Origin of the sequence: Fibrobacter succinogenes, assembly GCF_902779965.1 — a bacterium.
Classification (GTDB): Bacteria; Fibrobacterota; Fibrobacteria; order Fibrobacterales; family Fibrobacteraceae; genus Fibrobacter; species Fibrobacter succinogenes_F.
This window is the reverse complement of sequence record NZ_CACZDK010000015.1, coordinates 21,242-43,029: the sequence shown is the minus strand read 5'-3', so window position 1 is coordinate 43,029 and position 21,788 is coordinate 21,242. Positions and strand designations below refer to the sequence as shown.

15 protein-coding genes are annotated in these 21,788 nt (G+C 49.1%); 9 read left to right on the top strand and 6 right to left on the bottom strand.

What is annotated here, in order from left to right; translation table 11 throughout:
* Positions 1-193: 193 nt before the first annotated feature.
* Positions 194-1,465 (bottom strand): pitrilysin family protein, encoded by a 1,272-nt coding sequence (locus HUF13_RS08505; protein ID WP_173474734.1) that lies wholly within the window; start codon positions 1,463-1,465, stop codon positions 194-196.
* 221 nt (positions 1,466-1,686) lie between these two features.
* Between HUF13_RS08505 and HUF13_RS08500 the strand changes: the two genes are divergently transcribed.
* The 7 genes from HUF13_RS08500 (at position 1,687) to HUF13_RS08470 (ending at position 10,163) form a co-directional block, all read left to right on the top strand.
* Positions 1,687-4,008 carry an NADP-dependent malic enzyme gene (locus HUF13_RS08500; RefSeq protein ID WP_173474733.1) on the top strand — a complete coding sequence of 774 codons (2,322 nt, stop codon included), beginning with the start codon at positions 1,687-1,689 and terminating at the stop codon, positions 4,006-4,008.
* A gap of 210 nt (positions 4,009-4,218) precedes the next feature.
* Positions 4,219-5,052 (top strand): TIGR02147 family protein, encoded by an 834-nt coding sequence (locus HUF13_RS08495; protein ID WP_173474732.1) that lies wholly within the window; start codon positions 4,219-4,221, stop codon positions 5,050-5,052.
* Positions 5,053-5,074: 22 nt separating this feature from the next.
* Positions 5,075-6,544: a hypothetical protein gene (locus HUF13_RS08490; RefSeq protein WP_173474731.1), complete on the top strand. Its 1,470-nt coding sequence runs from the start codon at positions 5,075-5,077 to the stop codon at positions 6,542-6,544.
* Complete coding sequence (locus HUF13_RS08485; RefSeq protein ID WP_173474730.1) at positions 6,545-7,336, top strand: hypothetical protein; 792 nt, start codon at positions 6,545-6,547, stop codon at positions 7,334-7,336.
* Between the two features lie 62 nt (positions 7,337-7,398).
* Positions 7,399-8,145 (top strand): hypothetical protein, encoded by a 747-nt coding sequence (locus HUF13_RS08480; RefSeq protein WP_173474729.1) that lies wholly within the window; start codon positions 7,399-7,401, stop codon positions 8,143-8,145.
* A 224-nt stretch (positions 8,146-8,369) separates the two neighbouring features.
* Positions 8,370-9,203, top strand: coding sequence for a TIGR02147 family protein (locus HUF13_RS08475; RefSeq protein WP_173474728.1), 834 nt, complete (start codon positions 8,370-8,372; stop codon positions 9,201-9,203).
* An 18-nt stretch (positions 9,204-9,221) separates the two neighbouring features.
* Entirely contained in the window at positions 9,222-10,163 is a 942-nt protein-coding gene (locus HUF13_RS08470; RefSeq protein ID WP_173474727.1) for a hypothetical protein, read from the top strand.
* Positions 10,164-10,310: 147 nt separating this feature from the next.
* Here the strand turns inward: HUF13_RS08470 and HUF13_RS08465 are convergent, their stop codons facing one another.
* The 4 genes from HUF13_RS08465 to HUF13_RS08450 form a co-directional block, all read right to left on the bottom strand.
* On the bottom strand, positions 10,311-12,401 hold the full coding sequence (locus HUF13_RS08465; RefSeq protein WP_173474726.1) for a glycoside hydrolase family 5 protein: 2,091 nt from the start codon (positions 12,399-12,401) through the stop codon (positions 10,311-10,313).
* A 315-nt stretch (positions 12,402-12,716) separates the two neighbouring features.
* On the bottom strand, positions 12,717-15,599 hold the full coding sequence (gene polA / locus HUF13_RS08460) for a DNA polymerase I (protein ID WP_173474725.1): 2,883 nt from the start codon (positions 15,597-15,599) through the stop codon (positions 12,717-12,719).
* 392 nt (positions 15,600-15,991) lie between these two features.
* On the bottom strand, positions 15,992-17,821 hold the full coding sequence (locus HUF13_RS08455; protein WP_173474724.1) for an NAD(P)H-hydrate dehydratase: 1,830 nt from the start codon (positions 17,819-17,821) through the stop codon (positions 15,992-15,994).
* A gap of 14 nt (positions 17,822-17,835) precedes the next feature.
* Entirely contained in the window at positions 17,836-18,768 is a 933-nt protein-coding gene (locus tag HUF13_RS08450) for a porin family protein (protein WP_173474723.1), read from the bottom strand.
* A gap of 194 nt (positions 18,769-18,962) precedes the next feature.
* Between HUF13_RS08450 and HUF13_RS08445 the strand changes: the two genes are divergently transcribed.
* Positions 18,963-19,283 (top strand): helix-turn-helix transcriptional regulator, encoded by a 321-nt coding sequence (locus HUF13_RS08445; protein WP_173474722.1) that lies wholly within the window; start codon positions 18,963-18,965, stop codon positions 19,281-19,283.
* Positions 19,284-19,285: 2 nt separating this feature from the next.
* Positions 19,286-20,785: an SO_0444 family Cu/Zn efflux transporter gene (locus HUF13_RS08440; protein ID WP_173474721.1), complete on the top strand. Its 1,500-nt coding sequence runs from the start codon at positions 19,286-19,288 to the stop codon at positions 20,783-20,785.
* Here HUF13_RS08440 and HUF13_RS08435 read toward each other — a convergent pair.
* Positions 20,782-21,774, bottom strand: coding sequence for a hypothetical protein (locus tag HUF13_RS08435; protein ID WP_173474720.1), 993 nt, complete (start codon positions 21,772-21,774; stop codon positions 20,782-20,784). The two genes, HUF13_RS08440 and HUF13_RS08435, sit on opposite strands and share 4 nt — an antisense overlap.
* Positions 21,775-21,788 lie beyond the last annotated feature (14 nt).

Sequence of the window (21,788 nt, the reverse complement as noted above, 5' to 3'; positions counted from 1 at the left end):
AACGCGAGAAATTGCGCTCCGCCCGAAAAGGCGGGGCGCTTTTTTGTGCGAATGAACGACGAATGCATAGATTGCTTCGTCGGAACCCTCCTCGCAATGACGTGAACGCGTTGGCTAGCGATAACGTAAACATATCGGCTCGCAATGACGTACAAGGTTGCGTGGTGGCATCTTTTGTCCTAACCACTACCCCCTAAAACAAATCCACGTCCAACACGGTCTTCTTTTTGCTCTTGGGTTCGACAACGGCGATGGAGTATTTCGCTGTGCTGAAAAGACGGTTGATGGTGGCGAGGACTTCGTCTTCGGTGATGGCGTGGATTTTCTTTTCGACATCGTCCATCGTGTGGAATTCTCCAAGGTGGAGCGTTTGCTCTGCCATGCGGATGATACGCTTTTCGGGGCTGTCGGCGCCGAGGTGGAGCCCGCCGAGGATGTTCGTCTTGGTGCGTTCGAACTCGTCTTTGATGAACCCGTGGCGCAGGAATTTCTTGACTTCGGCGACGGAGAGCGCAAGGGCGGTCTTGAGCTGGTGCGGTTCGGTTGCAAGGGCGACACCCCAGTCCACGCAGTCTTTGTAAAGGTCGGCTGTGGAATAGACGGAGTAGGCGAGGCCTTTGTCTTCGCGGATTTTCTGGAAGAGCCTGCTTGCCATGCCGGCTCCCATCGCCACGTTGAAAATTGAAAATGCGCAGCGGTCACGGTCGCTCATGAGGGAACGGTCAAAGCTAAGTCCCCAGAAAAGGTTCGATTGCGTGATGTCGCTTTTCTGTACGATTTTTACCCTGCTTTTGGAAGTGTAAATATCGTCGGGCGTAAAACCGTTAATCTTTTTTTGTTCGAATTTTTGTGCACAAAGTTCTACTAGCTCATTGTGGTTCACTTTGCCTGATGCAAAAACGTATAGCGGAATTTCGTCGGTGACTTGGTGCCCGTACTTGAGCATTTGCTTGCGCGTGAGTGATTGCACCTGCTTCACGTTTCCGGTGATGGAATGTGCGATGCCACAACCCTTGAAATGGATGGCGTTGAAAATGTCGCCTACGAGTTCCTCGGGAATGTCGTCGTAACTATGGACTTCCTCGATGATGACATGGCGCTCTTTTTCCATTTCTTTTTTGTCGAAGCGCGGATGCATGAGCATGTCCGAGATGACGTCTATAGCGAGCGGCACGTCGCCGCTTTCGACTTGCGCGTAAAAGCCCGTTTCTTGGCGTGTGGTGTACGCTTCGAGATTCCCACCGCGGTCTTCGATGGCGTGCGCGATTTCGAGTGCGGTGCGGTTTTCTGTTCCTTTAAAAACGAGATGCTCGTAAAAATGGCTGAGCCCGAATTCGTCTTTGGCTTCGTGGCGGCTCCCTCGCGGAATCCAGACGCCCACGGCTGCGGAGTAGGCGTGCGGCATGTAATCGGTTAAAATGGTGATTCCGTTTTCGAGTACTGTTTGTTCAATCGTCTGTTTCATTTTTTGTAAATCTAGTGCGCCAATTATATATATTTTTGGTGCGCTACCTTTATTTTTCGCTTACTTCGCGTTTTTTAATTCTTTGATTTGATTTTCAAGCTACAACGATAGTAATAAATAGACTAAACAGGCTTTTTTACGTCAAAAAACACCCTTTTATTGTTATGTAAATTTTTCTAAATTTGCGTTTTGAAAAAAGTTATGACTCACAGGAGAACGAAATGGGAAAAGACTTAAAGGAAATGGCTCTCCAATACCATTCCATGGGCAAGCCGGGCAAGATCGAAATCGTGCCCACCAAGCCGCACAGCACGCAGACGGACTTGGGCCTTGCATACACGCCGGGCGTGGCTTCACCGTGTCTTGAAATCGAAAAAGACCAGAACCTCGCTTATGAATACACGGGCAAGGGAAACCTCGTCGCTGTGATCAGTAACGGTACGGCAGTGCTTGGCCTCGGCGACATTGGTGCGCTCGCTGGTAAACCGGTGATGGAAGGCAAGGCTTTGCTTTTCAAGATTTATGCGGGCATTGATGTGTTCGACATTGAAATCAACGAAAAGGACCCGAAGAAGTTCATCGAAATCGTGAAGGGTATTGCCCCGACGTTTGGCGGCATCAACCTCGAAGATATCAAGGCTCCGGAATGCTTCGAAATTGAAGACGCTCTCAAGGCCGAACTCGATATCCCTGTGATGCACGATGACCAACATGGTACGGCAATCATTTCTTCCGCAGGTCTCTTGAACGCTATCGAAGTTGCTGGCAAGAGCATTCGCAACGTGAAGATGGTCGTGAATGGCGCTGGCGCTGCCGCTTGCGCTTGCACGCGCCTCTACTTGTCTCTCGGTCTCAAGAAAGAAAATCTTGTGATGTGCGATAGCAAGGGCGTTATTCGCAAGGACCGCAAGGGCCTCACTGAAGCTAAGGCTTTCTTTGCAACCGACCGCACCGACATCGAAACGCTTGAAGATGCCATGAAGGGCGCAGATGTGTTCGTCGGCCTCTCCAAGGCTAACGTCCTTACTCGCGAGATGGTCCGCAGCATGGCCGACCAGCCAATCGTTTTCGCTCTTGCTAACCCGAACCCCGAAATCAGCTACGAAGAAGCCATGGCAAGTCGTGGCGACCTGATTTTTGCAACGGGCCGCAGTGACTATCCGAACCAGGTGAACAACGTTATCGGTTTCCCGTACATTTTCCGTGGCGCTCTTGACGTTCGTGCAACGACGATCAACGAACACATGAAGCATGCTGCAGTGCGCGCTATCGCCGCTCTCGCTCACAAGCCGGTTCCGGATGTGGTGAACATTGCCTACAACGCACAGCGCTTCACGTTCGGCAAGGAATACTTGATTCCGAAGCCGCTCGACCCGCGCCTCCTCACGGAAGTTTCTATCGCTGTGGCTAAGGCCGCTATCGAAAGTGGCGTGGCCCGCAAGCCGATTACGGATTGGGATGCTTACTACGATCGCCTTCGCGACATGATGGGCTATGACAATAAGCTCATCCGTCAGTTCAGCGATACCGCCCGTAGCAATCCGAAGCGTGTCGTGTTTGCCGAAAGCAACCTCAACATGCTCAAGGCTGCCGTGCAGGCCAAGGCCGAAGGCGTTGCTCACCCGATTATGCTTGGCAACCCGGAACGCATCCAAATTATCGCCCAGCGCGAACAGCTCGACCTTACGGGCATCAAGATAGTGAACCCGCGTTCTCCGGAAGAATTCGAACGCCGTCGCAAGTATGCTGAAATCTATGCCGAAGAAAATGGTCGTAACGGCGTGACCTTCGAAGAAGCCCGCGACGACATGTTCGAACCGAACCACTTCGGTATGATGATGGTGAAGGTCGGCGATGCCGATGCGTTGATTTCGGGTGGCTACTCCAAGTACTCCGAAACGATTGAACTTGCGAAGGAAATTATCGGTATCCGTCCGGAATACAAGCACTTCGGTGCCATGCATATCCTCAGCACCAAGAAGGGAACGTTCTTCCTTGCCGATACGCTCGTGAACCGCGACCCGGATGCTGATACGCTCGTCGATATCGTGAAGCTCACGCACGACGCAGTCCGCTTCTTCGCTCACGAACCGGTGATGGCGATGCTTAGCTACGCGAACTTCGGTTCTGACAAGGAAGCCGCTCGTGGCACTGTGAATAAGGTTCGCGCTGCCGTGAAGACGATTCACGAACAGTATCCGGATTATGCTCTCGATGGCGAAATGCAGGTGAACGTGGCTCTCGACAAGGATCTTCGCGATACCAAGTATCCGTTCAACAAGCTCAAGGGCCAGACCGTCAATACACTCATCTTCCCGTGCCTCTCTTCTGCAAATACCACTTGCAAAATGCTCCTCGAAATGGGCGTGGGCGAATCGATCGGTCCTGTGCAGATGGGCCTGAACAAGCCGGTGCATTTCACCGACTCTGACGCCTCCGTGCACGATATCTTCAACCTCACGGTGGCTGCCGTTATCGACGCTATCGTTCAGGAAAAGAAGGACGAAGAAAAGAACCGCAAGAAGTTCGACAAAATGTGGTAATCGGCGCATTTCGCGCCCGCGATTCTAGTCGCTTTTTAAAAGTCGCCGCAGGTAAAAACTGCGGCGATTTTCGTATACCGTACATGGATGTACTATATAGAATGAAAATACGTTTTGAAAAATTGTAAAAATGTTAAAAATAGATAAAATTTAAAGAAATTGTACTTTAAACTATTGACTTTGTGATTCTACAAGCGTATATTTGTTTGTGTGAAACCGATTGTTGAATATCAGGACTATCACGCTTTTTTAGGCGACTATTACGAAGAACGCAAACGTACTTCGGCGTTTTCGTGGCGTGAGTTTTCGAAAATTGCGGGCTTTGTTTCTCCGTCGTATCTCAAGGATGTTTGCAGCGGAAAAACGAACCTCAGCAAAGTGGCCATGGGACGCGTTGCGAAAGCGATTGGACTTGTTGGGCACGAGGTTGCTTACTTTGAAGCTATGGTCCAGTTTGGCAATGCAAAAACTGACGAATTGAAGAAAAAGTTCTTGGAACAAATGTGTTCCATTGCTTTTGACCACAAAGTCCGCGTTGTCGATAAAGATGCGTTTGAATATTACGACAGTTGGAAAAATCCGGTGGTGCGCGAACTGGCTCCGCTGATGCCTGGGGCGATGCCGGGCGAAATCGCTAAGATGTGTACGCAAGAAGTTTCGGCGCTCGAAGTCCGCAAGTCGCTTGCTTTTTTGGAACGCGCTGGATTCCTCAAGCAAATTGGCGAAAACATTTATGTGCAAACGGAAAAGTCCGTGGAAGGATCCAAGGAAGGACTCCCGCTTGCGATTCGCTCGATGCATCGTGAAATGGGTAATTTGGCGGTGGATTCGCTGGACCGTTTTACAGCAAACGAACGCAATGTCACTGGCGTTACGATGGGCATAGACCGAAAAACATACGAACGCATTGTTCATGAACTGGACGAATGCCGCAAAAAAATTACCGCCATAGCGGAAGAGTGCAATGTTATCAGACAAGTTTACAGATTGAATTTGCAGTTGTTCCCTCTTTCTAAAGAGGTTGAGGGAAAAGAGGAGACTTGAGATGGAGCGGAACTTTTGTTTAATGTCTGGTGCGGTTGCGCTCGCTTTTATGGCGTGCTCAAAAGACAATGGCGTAGGAGGAACCTCGACGGAACCGAATACCGTATATGCGGATGAGCGTGCGCTATGGGAGCCCTTGGTGGGTGATTTTCACGTCAATACGGCGCGTTTTGCTTTGAGTTGGCCGAAGGGCGCGATAGAGGATGGCCGCTGGTTCTGGGAAATACAAAATGACACCGAAGATGGGGGAATGTCGTATATAGAATGGCCGGCGAAACTGGGCGATGACGATGATCCTTTGGCTCCTATTGTGGATGCTTGTCATGGAATTTGTGGAACGGCGGTCTTGGGAAAAGGTTCTTTGACTTACACGCCGTTTGTGTCGGTGGGATTCTCCGTGGCGAAAGATAGTACTGGTAACCCTTTGCCTGTTAATGTTTCTAATTGGGGCGGTGTTTGCGTTTCGTACTCTTCGGATGTTGCTTTGCGTTTGGAAATGGATTTGGGTGATTCGATGAATGAAAATTTGCGATTTGGTTTACCGGGCTTTGAATTGACTGCGACGGATACGGTTGTGTCGAAGTGTGTTAGATGGCTTGAGTTTAAGCGTCCTGCGTGGACTAAGGATGATCATGATTGGAAAATTGATGGAATGCTAGCTGCAGAACAACTTGTGGCGATGAGGTTTGTAATTCAGGCTCCTGTAGGAGAGTACAAATTCAATATCAAGTATATTGGAACGGTTGAAGAGAATCCTGCTGGAATAAGTGATTTTGAGTATTCACCAGAGCCGTGGAAACAGGCGAAATATTATACCTTAAATGGTGGAAATGGAAATATGTGGACCCCTGCTAACGATGGTGACCGCGTTTCGACATCGTTATATTCAAAAGATGTTTGGCCGGAAAATGTTGAAGAAGATGGCCGTTGGTATTGGAATACGGACGAAAATGATGGCGGTAAGTCTTCTATTGAGTGGCCGGAGGCGTTAGGGACTGATAATTCCTTGGAACCGGTTGTGAGAAAATACTTTGGGGTCAGCGGTGTTGCTTCCTTGAAGAAAGGTTCTCTGCAGACGGACCCAAGCGTGTCTTTTGGTTTTAATATTGCGAAAGATTCTGCGGGCAATACTGTGCCGGCTGATGTTTCGGACTGGAACGGTTTTTGCATTGAGTACTATTCTCAAACGCCATTGAAAATGGAGCTGGTTGTAGAGGATTCTGCTGATGGCTTGCCATTTGTTGAATTACCCAAAAAGATGCTAGCGGAAAGCCTTTGTTTTTCTTGGGGCGAATTTAATATGCCGAACGGTGTTGACGAAGTATCTAAGGAACGGAATGTTACAAAGGATAAATTGGTAGAGAGTTTTTCCGAGAAAATGATATCCGTTCGGTTTACGGTTCAAGCCGATGATGGCGATTACAAGTTTGGAGTCGGGGCCATTAGTGTTCTTGATAGGCGCCATATGGCCGAGATGATGAGGATATTTTAGATGAATAGTAAACTTTATGCGGCGTGTTGTGCAATGGCTTTAGCTTTTGTAGCGTGTTCAGAAAACAGCGGTGTTGGTGGTACATCGGTGGAACCGAATACGGTGTATGCGGAAAACTACTGGTTGTGGAATCCGCTTGCTGGCGACTTGTCTGTTAATACGGCTCGTTATGCAGCTTTGTTGCCTGAGAATGTGAATGCGGACGGTCATTGGTTTTGGAATGCTGGAGAAACGGATAATAACGATGGTGGACTGTCTTTTATTGTATGGCCAGTAGCGTTGGAAAGAGGTGAAGACCCCTTGTCGACTGTTATTGAAGAGTGCCAGGGCATTTGTGGTGTTGCGAATTTGAATATGGGCTCGTTGGCTTACCAACCGTATGTTCGCGTTGGTTTTGTAATCGCAAGGGATTCGGCTGGTAACCCGATGCCAGTTGATGTCTCTGGTTGGGGCGGAGTTTGCGTTACATATGCATCAGAAATAATGCTTAGGCTAGTACTTGATTTGGGCGATTCGTTAAGAAAAGTATTCGATGATGGTGCGAGTTTCCCAGAAGTGTATTTGCCGAAAGCGACTAGTGAAAACTCTAAATGCTTTAGTTGGGACGAGTTTAAGATACCTTCTTGGCAGCGCAATCCTCCTGAATCTTGGAGAGAAGAAACCGGATGGAAAGCTTCAAAACAGCTGGTTGGACTGATGTTCGTGTTACAAAGTGTGTCTGGTCAGTATGCGTTCAGTATCAAGTATGTTGGAACGACAGAGGATTATGAGTCGGGAGTTGATAGACCTTAATTTTCAAGTTGTGCTGAAACGAAAAGTTCATCAAGTTTGTTTGTACTAGAGGGAGACTGAAGATGAATAATAAACTTTATGCGGCGTGTGGTGCAATGGCTTTAGCTTTTGTAGCGTGTTCCGGAACGTCGGTAGAACCGAATACAATGAATGTGGAAGGTAGCCCGTTGTGGAATCCGCTTGCTGGCGACTTGTCTGTTAATACGGCTCGTTATGCGACGTCTTGGCCGGATCATGCCGTAGAAGATGGCCGCTGGTTCTGGGAAATGCAGAATGACTCGCTTGATGGAGGCGGATCGTATATAGAATGGCCGGTGGACTTTTCTGAAGGCGGTGATTCTTTGACTGCTGTGGTGGATGCGTGCGGCGGTATCTGTGGAACGGCTGTTTTGGGAAAAGGGGTACTGGCTTATGATCCGTTTATATCAGTGGGATTCACGGTGGCGAAGAGTGACTCTGACGAAGAAATGCCGGTAGATGTTTCGAACTGGGGTGGCTTATGCATTTCCTATTCTTCGGAAGTAGAGGCTAGGTTGCTGTTGGATTTGAGCAATGAAGTGGATGTGTTGCTGAGTTTTGGAGTGCCGTTCTTTGAGCTGCCCGCGACGGATACCGTTGTGTCGAAATGTGTTAGATGGAGTGAATTTAAGCTTCCTAATTGGGTTAAGACGGAAGATGAATATTGGAAGACTGATGCCGGAATAAAGGCGGCAAAGGAACTTGTGGCGGTTCGGCTTCAGATTCAGGCTAAGGAAGGAAGGTATAAATTCAATGTCAAGTATATTGGAACGGTTGATGATATGGAGTAAAGTGATGGTTTATTGTTAGGAGGAAAAGTGGGGCCCGGCGAAAGCTGGGCTCTTCTTGTATCAGGGTGAAATGGCCTTGATTTTTTTGTTAATGATACGTTTGTATCATTATTGATTGTTGCTTCGTTTTTAAATACATGAAATCTATTGTAATTTGATAAATTTATTAATTTTTGTATCATTTTGTATTGACTATCTGTTTTTGCGAGTGTATATTAGTTCGTATGAAGTCGATTGTGGAATACAAAGATTATCGTGCTTATATGGCGGACTTTTACGAAGAGCGTAAGAGAACTTCTGCTTTTACTTGGCGCGAGTTTGCGAAAATTGCGGGGTTTACGTCGCCCTCGTACTTGAAACTTGTTTGTGATGGCAAAAGCAGCTTGAGTCGCACGAAAATGAATCGTGTGGCGGTTGCGATGGGACTTGTCGGTTATGAAATTGAATATTTCGAAGCGATGGTGAATTTTGTCAATGCACAAAAGGACAATGTCAAGAAGGTTTACTTTGATAAGATGATGGCGATTTCGGCCGCAAATCAGGTTCGTGTAATTGACAAGGATGCGTTTGGGTATTACGACAGCTGGAAAAATCAGGTCGTGCGTGAACTTGCACCGATGATGCCTGGCGCGATGCCGGGTGACATGGCGAAGGTATGCTGCCAGGAAATCTCTGCGCTTGAAGTCCGCAAGTCGCTTGCCTTTTTGGAAAAAGCGGGATTCTTGAAACAGGTTGGCGAGAATGTTTACGAACAAACGGATAAAGCTGTTGCGGGGTCCAAGGAAGGTTTGACGCTTGCTATTCGCATGATGCATCGAGAAATGGGGCGTCTTGGTATAGAATCTATTGATCAGTTTGGTCCCGAAAATCGTAACGTTACTGGTGTTACTTTGGGTGTAAACCGTGAAGGCTATGACGAAATTGTGAAAGAGCTTGATGCTTGCCGCAAGAAGGTGATTTCGATTGCGGCGAAGTGCGGCAAACTCGATCAAGTTTGCAGATTGAATTTACAGTTTTTCCCTTTGACTCAAAGAGTCGAGAGAGAATCGGAGGAGTAGTATGGATAAAAAATTTATATGGCTTGTGCTGGTGCGTTTTCGCTTGCGGTACTTGGATGCTCGGACTATAACGTATCAGGTTCGTCGGACGACCCAAATGTGTTGACGGCGCGTGGTTTGTCGTCGAGCTCGGTTCTTGAGAATTCATCGAGTTCGTTGTTCGGGCTTTCGTCGAGCCGTATGGAGCCTTATAGCAGTTCGCAGATGTTGTCGTCGAGTAGTTCTAAGCGTTTGAGCAGTTCTTCGCGTAATCCCGTTTTGTGCAAGGCGGATTATGCTGGGAGCTGTGCTAGCGGTGGCAGCCGAGGCGATTTGTGGACTAGTATTGATGTTGCAGATGGAGATCCGATGAACGTTAACGTTGGGCTTTATGCGGATTCATCGTGGAAAAATATGGCTAGCGGCGAATGGTTTGTTGAAACGGATAGTGCTGATGGTGGCGAGTCGAATATTCTTTGGCCTGTGGAATTAGGTGATGATAGCAATGCTTTTTCGTTGGTGCCTGTCGTTAAAAGTTGTTATACCCTTTGTGGAACGGCTGTTTTGGAAAAAGGTTCTTTAACGTATCCCCCATTTGTATCGATAGGTTTTACACTGGCGAAGGATAGTACGGGAAAGTCGATTCCAGTTGACGTTTCGAATTGGAATGGCATTTGTTTTGCGTACCAATCAAAAACGGCTTTTACATTGGAATTGGATTTGGGGGATTCTGTAAATGCTCATATTGATTACGCTTTGCCTTTTGTTACTTTGCCCAAATCAAAAGGAGAGGCTAGGTGCTTGGAATGGAGCCGGTTTAAGTTTCCGTCTTGGCTTAGCAAAATACCTGAAGATTGGGTTGATGAACCCAATGTAGGCGAAAGGGCAGCGAAGCAGCTTGTCGCTGTAAAGTTCAAAATACAAGCGTGGCCTGGTGAATATGATTTCGAAATTGAGGCTATAGGAACGAATCTCGACTAGGTCGTGAATCTTTAAAAACCTTGTTGGATAAAATTGCGAAAAAGGACCCGGCATCTGCCGGGCCCTTTCTCCTTGCATGTACACTCCTAAACCTGCAAGGATTTTTTCAATATGTCGTCATTGTTGTTTCAGGGCAGCGGTGCTTCGTTAACGCAGTGTAATCTTCTGAACGTTCTTCTGGCTGCCCTGCTTTACGATGAGGATTGCCGGGCCGCGGAGGTTTGTGTTCAACTGGACTTCGTTTGCGCCAGCCTTGGCTTCGAATGCTTGCTGTGCAATCACCTGGCCCATGGAATTCATGAGCGTGGCTGTGCCGCGAGTTGCCTTGGTTGCATTGAATGTGGCGCTAACCATGCCCGGCTGGACATTCACAAGCATCTTGGAATTTGCAGCGATGCGAGTCGGAGCGATGGCGATGGCGGATTTGCCCCAGTCGCCGGTGGCGTTTGCCTTGATGAGTTCGCCGGTGGCGATGCCTTCGAGTTTGGGCTTCTTGGTGTCAAAGCTCTGCAGCGTATCTGCGGTGCCGTCGGCCTTCCAGAGAAGCATGTTGTTGAGGTACATGTCGCCGGTAAACTGTGTGCCGTAAAGGTTGATGCCGATGGCGTTCATCTTGGCCGCGTTTTCGAAAGCGAGTTTGCCTTCGCCGTCGCCGAATTCAATCTTGTAGTTCTTGAGGGTGCCGAGGTCCTCGACGTTGCCGAGAGAGACTTCGTTCCATTTCCATTCGCCGCTCATGTTGAAGAGAGAGACGCTTGCCCAGCCGTAATCGCCACAGCCGTCGCGGGTTTTGTCCATGCAAGGGCCTGCGGTTTCGCCAGCGGCGCGCAAGTCGAAGGATATGGCAACGTACTGGCTCCAGTCTTTGCTGAGGTCGATGCGCATGGTGCCTGCTTCGCTGGTGTCGGATTGGACGGTCTTGTAGGTAATGTGGAGGGCCATGTCGCCATCGAGAATAGTTGTGTTTTCCTTGACGGTGGAGTCGATAGAATTGCCTGGAACTGCGGCCTGGCCGTAAGCTTCGCGCATGGCGTTGAGCGTTTCGACGTCGGTGATGTCGCCGACTTTGCCGCCGAACTTGTTTACCTGACGGCGGATAATCGTAAAGTTGCCATCGCCTTCGTCACCGGTGTCCCAAACGCAAGGAACGAGGCCGTTCTTCTTTGCGGATGCGACGGTGTAACCGTACCAAGCAGCGCGTGCTTCGAGGTGCTTTTTGAGGTTGTCGCCGGAGAGGAGGTCGAGACGCTTGATGGCGCCCATTTCGCCGATCACAACCGGAATGCCCTTGTCGTAGAAGCGGGTCTTGAGTCCGCCGAATAGATTGTCGATGGATTTCTTGGAACCGAGAGCAGAGCCGGAGCAGGTATGTGCGGCGTCGTTGCCCGGAGTCTTGTCTTCCCAGTAATAGAACATCTTGCCCCAGTCTTCATCGCCGTCTTTCATGAGCGAGAACTGATACGGGTAGAAGTGGACTTCAGCCATGGTGTAGCCTTCGCCTGCCGGGTCGGTCGGATACTGTTCGGAAAGGAGCGGGGCCTTGTCAATTTCGGTACGCGGGGATTGCACGACTACGATACGGGTGGCGTTGTTGCCGCCAGTAGCGCGCACGGCCTTGAGGCAAGCTTCGTGGAATTGCTTGAGGACGGTCATGCGCTTGGAGTCAAAAGCCCATTGGCCGTTGTCGGCGCCACCGTTCCACGGGTCGTTAACGCCGGGCTCGTTGGCGGATGCGAAAATCAAGTGCTCGTCGTATGCGGCGAACTTCGTAGCAATCTGTTTCCAGTAGCTTTCCTGCTTGGCAGCGACTGTAGCAGCGGAGCTGTTCACGAGGCCGGATTTGTCGTAGCCTTCACCGTCGAAAACGTGGTCTTCGAGCCAGCCGTTGTCCCAGTGGCTGTTCAAAATGGCGTACATGCCGTTGTTGATGACGAGGTCAACGACCGTTTTGACGGAGTCGAGCCAGCCGGCGTTAATGGTGCCGTTGGATGCGTGGCTGTCCCAAGCGCAAGGAATACGCACGGTATTGAAACCGGCATCCTTGATGGCCTTGACGTAGGCGGCATCCGGGAATGGGTTTCCCCAGCCAGTCGGGTTGCCCGGAACTTCCATCGTATTGCCGATGTTGTAGCCGAGGCCCATGTCTGGGAATATTTCTGTTGCCTTGGGGAGGGCGAATGCCGATGCTGTAGCCAAAAGGATTGAGCTAGCGGTGATGCCGAAGGTGTTAAATCTCATTGCTAAGACTCCTTATTGAAACTTGCTTTGGGTGTCTTTGTTCTGAAATTTTGATGATTTTTAGAATTTTTTGAGAACATTTGGCGCGAAATTTACAGCGCTTTTGTACTCGCAAACATCCCTTTTGTCATTCTTTTCGAGGATACACCCGTTCTTTGCTTAGTAATATATATGAAAATGCTGAATTTCGCAACAGGGAAATTGTTTATTTACGTAAAAATAGTAAGTTTGTAAGCTATGGTGTGATGAAAATCTTAAAAATTTTGAGAACTTTTTTTGAGAACATTGGAGAGCGCGGGAGGTCGCGCCTCCCCGTTAATGCGCTTCGAGCCAGTTTTTGCCGAATCCGACGCTGGCGACGAGCGGAACTTTGAGTTCCATGGCGCCTTCCATTTCAGATTTGACCATGGCGGAAAGCTCTTCAACCTGCTCGCGGGGGCATTCGAAAACGAGTTCGTCATGCACTTGTAGCATCATGCGGAGTGGGAGGTTCTCGTCGTTGATGCGTTTTTGGATGCGGATCATGGCAATCTTGATGAGGTCGGCGGCGCTGCCTTGCACGGGGGTGTTCACGGCCATGCGTTCGGCCATTTGCGATTCCATGCGGTCGGAACTGTCGATGCCTGCGATGTAGCGGCGGCGGCCGGAAAGCGTTTCGACGTAGCCATCGCGGTGGGCGGCGGCCTTGGTGTCATCGATGAATTTTTGCACGCCCTGATACATTTCGAAGTAGCCGTCGATAAAGCTCTTGGCCTGTGCCATCGGAATTTTCAGGTCGCGGGAGAGGCGGAAGGCTGTCATGCCGTAGAGCACTCCAAAATTCACGACCTTCGCGTCGCGGCGCATGTCCGCGGTCACGTCTTCGAGGCTTACGCGGTTGATGGCGGCTGCGGTGCGGGCGTGAATGTCAATGCCTTCCTTATAGCTTTCGATAAGCGCTTCGTCGCCACTGAGGTGTGCGAGCATGCGGAGCTCAATCTGCGAGTAGTCCACCGCGAGAATCACATTGTTCGGGTTCTGCGGCACGAATGCTGCGCGGATTTGCTTGCCGAGTTCGCTACGGACGGGGATGTTCTGCAAGTTCGGATCGCGGCTCGAAAGGCGGCCTGTCGCGGTGCCCCACTGGATAAAGCTCGTGTGGATGCGCTTGGTGTCCGGATTCACGAGTGTGGGGAGCACAGAAACGTACGTGCTCTGCATTTTCTTGAGTTCGCGGTATTCGATGACTGCAAAGACGATCGGGTGGGCGGCGCGGAAGCTGAGTTCTTCGAGGACGGCGGCGTCCGTGCTGCGCTTTTTGATTTCGGGCAGTCCGAGCGTGTCAAAGAGCACTTCGCCGAGCTGCTTGGGAGAGCCGATGTTGAATTCGCAACCGGCCATGTCGCAGATTTCTTTTTCCAGCTTTTCGATGCGGTGCTGCAAATCGGCTTGCAAGTCCTTTAGAATCTTGGTATCGACGAATGCGCCGACGCCTTCCATCTGGTAAAGCACCTTGAGAAGCGGCATTTCTTGGCTGAAGAAGTACTTTTCGTAGTCGTACTTTTGGAGTTTGGCGCGGAGCGGAGCCCAGAGGCGAAGCGTGTAGACGGCGTCTTCGGCGCCGTATTCGGTCGCGTCCTTGATGGGTGTGCGGTTGAACGTGATTTGATTTTTGCCGCGTCCGATGAGGTTTTCGATCGGAATCATCTCGTGCTGCAAAAGCTGCATCACCTGATTGTCGAGGCCGAGCCCGGTTTGTCCGGGCGAGAGCATCCATGCGGCGATGAGCGTGTCGATGATGTTTGCGGAATCGATTTGCTTTTGCGTGAGGCCGAACGTGCGGGCAAGAACGTGCAAGTCGAATTTGGCGTTGTGGAAAATGAGGGAGCGCTTGGACTCGTCGGAAGTGCCTCCGCGTTGCTTGGAACCGCTGGCGGGGAATGTGCAAGAATCGTTCCAAAAATCAATGAACCACTTCTTTGTGGCGTTAAAGTCGAAGTTGCCGCCCTTGCCGGCGGGGTACGGGAATCCGATATCGTCGGTATGCCCAAGCGGAATGTAATAGCCCTTCGGAACGCTGCCGTCTTTTGCTGCGGAGGCAAGGCAAAGCCCGACGATGCTGCATTGCATCGGGTCGAGCCCGTCGGTTTCAGTGTCGATACCGATTTCGGTTGCAACCTCAAATTCTTTTTTCATCTGTTCGAAAACATCATCGCTATCGACGCAGATGTAAGTGGGCGGGAGGTCGGCGGGTGGTTCGGCAGGCTCACCAACCTTGTTGTTCTCGGCCCCTGTCACGGGGTCGTCGGAATCGCCTTTGCGCACAAAGCCTGTTTTGCTCGGAACGTTTTCGAGCAGGCGAATCAAGCTATTGATTTCGTGTTCCTTGAAAATTCCTTCGAGCGTATCGCTGTGGATGCCGCAGAATTCAAGCGCATCGAGGTTGCCGTTGTAGGCTCGCTTTGTCTGTAGCGTCACGAGTTCGCGGCTGAGGAATGCCTGTTCCTTGTTGTTCGCGAGATTGTCGTGCAAACCTTTCTTCTTGATGTTGTCGAGGTTTGCGTAAATGTTGTCCATGTCGCCGTATTCGGTTAGCAACTGGATGGCGGTTTTCGGGCCGACTTTTGGAACGCCTGGAACGTTATCGCTCGAGTCTCCCATGAGGGCGAGGTAGTCGCGGATTTTTTCAGGTGGAATGCCGTATTTTTCAAGGACCTGCTGCGGTCCAAAATCGATGCCATCGGCGCCTTTTTCCAAATGGAAAAGGTGGATCTTGTCGGTCACGATTTGCGACATGTCCTTGTCTTTGCTGATGATCACGACATGGTCGAAGCCTGCGTTGACAGCGGCTTCGGCGGCGCTTGCCATCACGTCGTCGGCTTCGTAGCCCGGTTCCGACAAAAGCGGAATGCCGCTTGCTTCCAAAGATTCGCAAAGGAGCGGCATCTGTGCAGCCATTTCTTCGGGCATCGGGCCGCGATTGGCCTTGTAGTCCGGGTAAAGTTCGTGGCGGAAAGTCTTTGTGTGCGCGACATCGCGGGCAATTGCGAAATGCGTGGGCTTGTGCTTTGCCAAAATGCGGAGGACTGCGCCCCAGTAGCCGTGCATCATGGAAACTTCTTCGCCCTTGCTGTTTACGAGTGGGTTCTGGCTGTAAGCGTAGAACATGCGGAATGCGAGTGCGAAGGAATCAAGAAGGAGTAAAGTCTTTTCTGCCATGCTGGGGAATGTAGAAATAAGTAGGAAGTAGGAAGTAGGATGTAGGAAGTAAAGTGTGGGCGAAAAGTGCTTGTGTGTGTTGAGTAAGACCGTGAAAAAATCAGATTTCTAAAAAATGGCGAAATTTACGTAAAAATGTACCTCGTTTGCGCTTGTTTTACGTAATTTTGTGATGTTGTTTGTATTGTTTTTGATCAAAACGCTGGTTTTGGAGTCTTTTTGAAAAAAATGTTCGAAAAAAGGCTTTGTTGGGTCCTTAAAACCGGCGCAAAAAAAGAAAATCCTGTGTTAAAAATAAAAATTTATATAATTTGTACGAAATTTTACGTAAGAAACCGTTAAAATTTCCCATTTTTTACGTAAAAAACGGCGAAAAATAAAATTTTTGAATTTTAAGCGAGGTTTAGTACAAATGATTTGTACAGATTCTTGATCACATCGCTTGGAAGCATGCTGAATGCACCGAGTTCTTCGCGTGTGATGCGGCCTGCTTTCTGGTGCAAAAGTGCGCCGAGTACGGCGGCTTCTGTCGGGGCGAGCCCCTGCGAAAGTAATGCGACGATAATGCCCGTGAGTACATCACCACTTCCGCCTTTTGCCATGCCTGAGTTTGCAACAGGGATGACGTAAACATTTCCGTCGGGTGAGGCGATGTAGGTGGGGGCGCCTTTTAAAAGAATGACTTTGTTTGTACTTTCGGCGATTTCTCTTAATCGGCTAGGAATCTCGCAACTATTTTCGGGAAGGTTCCCAAAGAGTCTTGCAAATTCGCGGATGTGCGGCGTTAAAATTGCGGATGTTTGCAGATTGCGCAAATACTGGACTGCCGCGCAGTCGTTTATAGCCATGCGGTCGCTTATAGCCGCGCAATCTAGTGTTGCTCTGTTGACGGCGCTGTTTGGCGTTGCGTTGCCATTAGCTGTAGCGTTGTTATTTGCTGTGGCGCAGTCGTTTAAAGTCGCGATGGCGTTCAATGCATCGGCATCGATGACTGTTGGAACGTTCAACTGCGGGAGCAAATCCAAAACGGTTTGGATTGTACCTGTGTTTGTTGAAAGTCCTGGCCCGATGGCGATGGCACTGGCGTGCTTTGCTCGCTTTAATAATGTCGGAATGTGTTGCGGTTGCAGTACCCCGCGATTCTCGTTGAGGAGATTATTGCGATTTTCGCTGCATTTCCCAGTATCGGTGGCGCGGCTTTCCGCTGTTCCGTCGTCGCGGCAATTTTCGCCTGCTTTATCTTCGAGTCCACAAAATACAGGTTCCGAGAGCTTTGCTTGCAAAATCGGCGCAATTGCTTGCGGCACCGCCAATGCCACAAGTCCTGCGCCGCTGCGGAGTGCAGCTTCTGTGCAAAGTGCGGCTGCGCCTGGCATGTCCTTGGAACCCGCAATAATGAGCGGACTTCCTTGAACGCGCTTGTCGCCCCATTCGTCGCGCTTGGGCGTGAGTTGCGGAATAACATCTTCTGTGACGAGGTAAACTTTTTCGTCGAATTGCGGGATAAGCTCAGCGGGGTATTTAAGCGGAGCGACCGTAACTTTACCGAATGCTCGACCCCCTTCTTTTGCGTAGGCGTCAAGCCGCGGGAATCCAAATAACATGGTTTCATTTGCGTGAACGCAAACTTCGTTGCAAATGTGTGCGCTTGAATCGTAACCCGTGGGAGCATCGGCTGCGATGACGGGGAGTTCGCTTTTGTTGATAGCCTCTACCGCGCTTGCAAATTCTAAACGCAATTCACCTTTAGCACCGTTCCCGAGCATGCAATCGACAATGAGCTTGAATCCATCGTGCAAAAGGAGCGATGCTTGCTTGGGGTCTTCGATAATTTTCTTGAAATCAAAAAGAGAACCGCCGGCTTGCAGAAAATCGTCTAGCGCTAACTTGGCTTCGTTTTTGAATTTATTCTCATTGGCAAGGCTGAAAACAGTACTTTTAATTCCTGCTTGCAACAGATGCTTTGCGAGTACAAGCCCGTCTCCGCCGTTGTTCCCTCCGCCAATAAATACAGCGATTGGCTCAAGAGATTTTGTTTGAACGAATTTGAACAATGCAAGTCCGGCTTCTTGCATCAACGTGTATCCGCTTTGGATAACGTCTGTTTCGGACGGTTCGCTCGTAGCCTCTTTTGCAAAATATTTCTTTGACGCGGAATCGAGGCCGCGCATGCCTTCTGTTGAAAGGATTGGTTGCAAATTCAAGGACTGGAGCGAACACATTTTTTTTTACCGTATTAGATGAACCAGTAGGTGACGCCGAACTTGAACATCATCGTGTGTGCACCCTTCAAGTTGGAAACGGATGTTTTGACATTGGATTTTATTTTGTGGGTATTGGTATCGAAATCGTCTGCAGTTAGATCGTCATAGTACTTTACATCTGGGAAGACTTCATTGAAGCCCATATACCAACGGAAACCGAGTGTTAAATTATTCAAAATGTGATAGCCGAGACCGATGTTGATTCCGAATTCGACCGTACTTTGTTCGATGTTTTCAAAATTGTCGTAGGCTCCGCTTTCGTTTTCTATAGTGTAATCACCGCTAGTGTTAATGGAAAACTGCGGACCGACTTCAAGGTAGAATGCTTTTGAAATTTCGCCTTGTATGTAAAATGCGAAATCAAGGAAAGTCATGTCGAAGTTTCTAGTGTAATCTTCGTCTCCGTGTTCAAGATAAAGGAGGCGGAATGCGATTTCTGGCGAGAAAGAAAGACCTTTTGTAATGGTGAATCGAGTGGTGATGCCGAAATCGGCGCCGAAACCGCTTGGTTCCTCCAAATCATCCAAGTTTTTGAAACCCCAAAAGTTGCCGTAGACGAATGAAGCACGTGCGCCTATACTAATCGGTTGTTTTTTCTTCGGAATAATCGTTGGCTGCTCATCGATGGGCATTGCTTCATCGCTTTGCGTGGGAGCCGCGGCTGGTGCGACAGCGGTTTCTTGCGGTGCTGCGGGAGCTGCTTGCGGAGCGGCTACAGTTGGCTGTGTTGCTTCTGGAGCGGGGGCGCTATATGTGTCTACGGTTTGTGTTGCAGGTTGTGCGTTATCCCATTCGGCTTGAGAATAGTCTTGAGAGTATTGGACTGTTGCCTGATTGTATTCCTGTGCGAATGAAAATGCTGTGGCGCAAAGAGCGGTCAAAAGACCTGCTGCAAATTTCTTCATAAAAACTCCTTTTTTGTGCGATCCTTTTAACGGACCCCTAACTGTAATGAAAATATAATAAAGCATATAATCTGTTTTGACTCCGTTTACTCCGAATGGTCTAAAAATTGATGTGCTTCTCTTGACTATTTGTATGAAAATATGTATATATGAATTGTTGTTCATATATTTAAACTATTAAGAAGAGAACGAGTATGTGCAAAGCATCGAATTTGCAAAATATTTCTATCGATACGCTATTTGAACTATCTGAGTTCTTCAAGTTCTTTGGCGATACAACTCGCATTCGCGTGATTCATCTGTTGCTTTCGGGCGAGATGTCGGTGAGTGCCATTGCCGAAAAATTGAACTTGGAACAATCTGTGGTGAGCCATCAGTTGCGCATTCTGCGTACGGCGAATCTCGTGAAGCCGACTCGTGACGGTCGCAAAATTTATTACGCGCTCGATGATGGGCACATCGGCGAAATTTTCAATACAGGTCTTGCTCACATTTTGCATAAGAAGAAGGGTTAAAGATGGAATCGATCATTACGTTTATCAAGGAATTTATCACGCTGTTTTCTGAAATGGCGCCATTCCTTTTGCTTGGTTTTTTGCTTGCTGGCATTCTCCATGTGTGGGTGCCTAATCAGGTGTATGTGCCTAAAATTTCGAAGCCGAATTTTAAATCGGTGTTGTGGGCGGCGCTGTTTGGTGTCCCGCTTCCGATTTGCAGTTGCGGCGTGATTCCGACTTCGATTGCGCTTAGGCGAGAAGGCGCGAGCAAGGGCGCGAGTGTGAGCTTTTTGATTTCGACACCTGCGACGGGTGTGGATTCTATTTTGGCAACGTATTCTTTGCTTGGGCTTCCGTTTGCAATTTTGCGTCCGATTGCCGCTTTTGTAACGGCCATGTTTGGCGGTGTTTTGACAAACTTTGTTTCACGTGGCGAATCTGCGGAAGTTGCTACCGCGAAACACAAGGACTCGCATAAACATCATGAACATGAACATGAACATGAGCATCATGATCATGACCATGACCGCGAACACCATCATGAACATTGCGGTTGTGGTGAACATGAACATTGTGGTTGCGACGTTTCGATGAACTCTGCGAACATGAAAAAATCTTTTGTTCAAAAAGTGGGTGAAACTATTGAATATGGCCTTGTCAATATGGTCGGCGATGTAAGCAAGTGGCTTATGATCGGGCTTTTGCTTGGGGCGTTGATTTCTGCATTTGTTCCCAATGAACTGTTCCTTGCGTTGCGTGAATATCCAATCCTTTGCATGATTTGCGTACTGCTCTTGGCCATGCCGATGTACACGTGTGCGACTGGTTCTATTCCGCTTGCGCTTGCGCTTGTGGCGAAGGGAATTACACCGGGTGCTGCTCTTGTGCTTTTGATGGCTGGGCCTGCAACGAGCATTGCTTCTATGCTTGTGGTGGGTAAGGCGTTTGGCAAGAGAACGCTTGCGGCTTACTTGTTCTCGATTGCGTTTGGTGCGATGTTCTTTGGATTTATCGTCGATACGTTCTTTATGGATACGTTCCTTACAGCGATGCTTCCGCATGGTTCTGCGGAATGTCATGGACATGGTGCTTTAGGCGTATTTGATTACGTTTGTGCGGGCTTGCTTGCTGCATTCATGATTTATGCGAAGTTTGCTCACAAAGGTTGCGACGGGCATTGTGGTTGCGGTTGCTGCGACGAACACGACCACTGCGATTGCGATCACGACCATGATGAAGAGCATGAACATAGCCATTGCTGTCACGAGCATGACGAAGAACATGATCATGACCATCACGAACACCATTCTGAACCGGCATCAAAAACTTACCGCGTGAACGGCATGAGTTGCAGCCATTGCAAATCGTGTGTCGAAAAGGCTGCGTTTGCGTTAGAAGGTGTTGTTTTTGCGGTGGCGAATGTCGCAAAAAAAGAACTCGTCATCGAGGGGTCCGTTGACGAGTCTGCGTTGAAAACTGCGATTGAAGAAGCCGGTTTTGAGTTCGGCGGTGAAGCCTAGAAAGTTCGTTCCCAGCTGAAGCCGATGCTATCAAAATACCATTCGCGTCCAGTCTGTAAAAGGTGAGGTTCTTCCTCGCCTTTTTCGTGGTCGGTGGCAAAGCTTCTACGGCTTCCGATGATAGCCGCAATGGTGAGCGAGTTTGTCTTGTTTATCGCGAGTCTTGCAAGAGCGCTTAGCTCGACGGTCATGAATTTGCCAAATGTATCGGCGTAATCTCCATAGTCTTTTTTGCTATAGTTCCCGTACATATCGGCCATGACTCCGATCAAGTCTACAAATTTTGGCATCTGGTAACCGAGCAAGGCAATGAATTCGTAGCCAAGTCCGTTGGCGTATCCTTCGGTTGTCTGCCATGCCCACAATTGCCCTTTCTTGAGGCCCGTGATGCCTTTGTAAATCATCTGGTAATTGGCGAGCATTAAAACATGTGTCCAGTCGCCTTCAAAAATTTCACCCGTATCGAATTGGAATGTGGCACCGATCCAATGCTCATGATAGTAATGAGCAAATGGCGTTAGGTTTTTATAGGTGTTGCCATTGTATTTACAGAAGCCTTCGAAACCGAGCATGTTCCAGCCGGAGCCTATACTTGCACCCGCGTCAAAAACGAGAAACGGAAGCGGTGTAAATGAAACGCTTGCAATGGGGCGAATGCTCAGTGGTGAAATTTCGAGTGATCCGTTCAGTTCAATATTCGCTCCTGATAGGAGTTCGCTTTGGCCGAGCGGCGTAGGTATCGTGTAGGTTGATTTCCATGTAGCTTTAGCGAGAATCCCATCAATAGGGCCTGTTATTTTGGCAAAGTGGTCACCACCTTTTTGGTAGTCGCTTTTAGGGTAATAGGCTGCATCGACTGTGAGCGTGTGCGAAAAACCTTTTGCCTCTTCAGCATGAGCAGAACATATAATGGCTGAGCCTGCAACGGCGCAAATTGTGGTCGCGCGCGTCGCACCTTTGAAGAAAGAATAAAAAAGAGAATTTTTCATACCAACATCCTCTT